Annotated in this window: 1 protein-coding gene; it reads right to left on the minus strand. The window is 70.8% G+C overall.

Annotation, left to right across the window (positions count from 1 at the left end; translation table 11 throughout):
- Positions 1-82: 82 nt before the first annotated feature.
- On the minus strand, positions 83-1,297 hold the full coding sequence (gene fahA, locus AOK08_RS41830; protein WP_055535809.1) for a fumarylacetoacetase: 1,215 nt from the start codon (positions 1,295-1,297) through the stop codon (positions 83-85).
- Positions 1,298-1,485: the final 188 nt, after the last annotated feature.

Genomic DNA, 1,485 nt, shown 5'->3' on the forward strand with positions numbered 1-1,485 from the left:
GTGCGGGGAGGGGCCGGGGCGCGTCCGTTTCTCTCCCGGCGCCGGATCGCCGGCCCCGCCCGCTGCTCACCGGCGCTCCGGTTCAGCTCGCCGGAGCGATTCTGCCCGTCACCTCGCCCAGGCCTACACGGGTGCCGTTCGGACCCGGGGCCCAGGCGGTGAGGGTGACCTCGTCGCCGTCCTCCAGGAAGGCGAGCTTGCCGGTGGGGAGGTCGAGGGGGGTCGTGCCGTTCCAGGTGAGTTCGAGGAGGGAGCCGCGTTCCCGTTCGGTGGGGCCGCTCACGGTGCCCGAGCCGTAGAGGTCACCGGTGCGCAGGGAGGCACCGTTGACGGTCATGTGGGCGAGTTGCTGTGCGGCCGTCCAGTACATCGTGGAGAAGGGGGGTTCGGAGATGGTGTGGCCGTTCACGGCGACGGAGATACGCAGGTCGTAGCCGCCGGGCTCCTCCTCGGCGTCGTCGAGGTAGGGAAGCAGGGCGTGGGTGCGGGCCGGCGGGGCGATCCGGGCATCCTCCAGAGCGTCCAGCGGGGTGATCCACGCCGACACGGACGTGGCGAAGGACTTGCCGAGGAACGGGCCGAGCGGGACGTACTCCCAGGCCTGGATGTCACGGGCGGACCAGTCGTTCAGAAGGCAGAGGCCGAAGACGTGGTCCCGGAAGGCGGACAGGGCCACCGGGCTGCCCATGGACGAGGGTGTGCCCACCACGAAGCCGACCTCCGCCTCGATGTCCAGGCGGACCGACGGGCCGAAGAGCGGGGCCGGGTCGGTGGGGGCCTTGCGCTGGCCCGAGGGGCGTACGACCTCGGTGCCGGAGACCACGACCGTGCCCGAGCGGCCGTGGTAACCGATCGGCAGATGCTTCCAGTTGGGGGTCAGGGAGTCCGCGGCGTCGGGGCGGAAGATCTGGCCGACGTTCCGGGCGTGGTTCTCGGAAGCGTAGAAGTCGACGTAGTCCGCGACCTCGAAGGGGAGGTGCAGTGTCACCGAGGAGAGGGGGTGCAGGAGCGGGGCGACGGTGTCCTGGTGGGACGGGACGGTGACCCAGGCCGTGAGGGCGCGGCGGATGTCGGACCAGGTCGTACGGCCCGCGGCGAGAAGGGGGTTGAGCGTGGGGCGGGCCAGTACGGAGACGTAGGGGGAGCCGAGGGCGGCGGCAGCGGCGCCCGCGTCCAGGACGTGATCGCCGAGCCGGACGCCGACCCGGCGGTCCGTGGAGCCGGCCGGGGAGAACACACCGTAGGGGAGATTGTGCGGGCCGAACGGGTCGCCCTCGGGGATGTCGAAGGGGGGCATATGGGGTGCTGCCTCGCTCTCGTGGGGCCTTGTCGTCGCGACCACAGGTTACGGGTGAGTTGTGGGCTCAGGGCAGTGTTCCCAGTGCCTAAAGAGTTCGTAATGTCCGGATAAGTGTCGTCCGGAGTCGATGATTCCGGCTTAGCGTCCTGGGGGGACATGGACGGGGTGGGGCCGGTCCGTAGGGG

This window comes from Streptomyces graminilatus, from assembly GCF_001418565.1.
Classification (GTDB): Bacteria; Actinomycetota; Actinomycetes; order Streptomycetales; family Streptomycetaceae; genus Streptomyces; species Streptomyces graminilatus.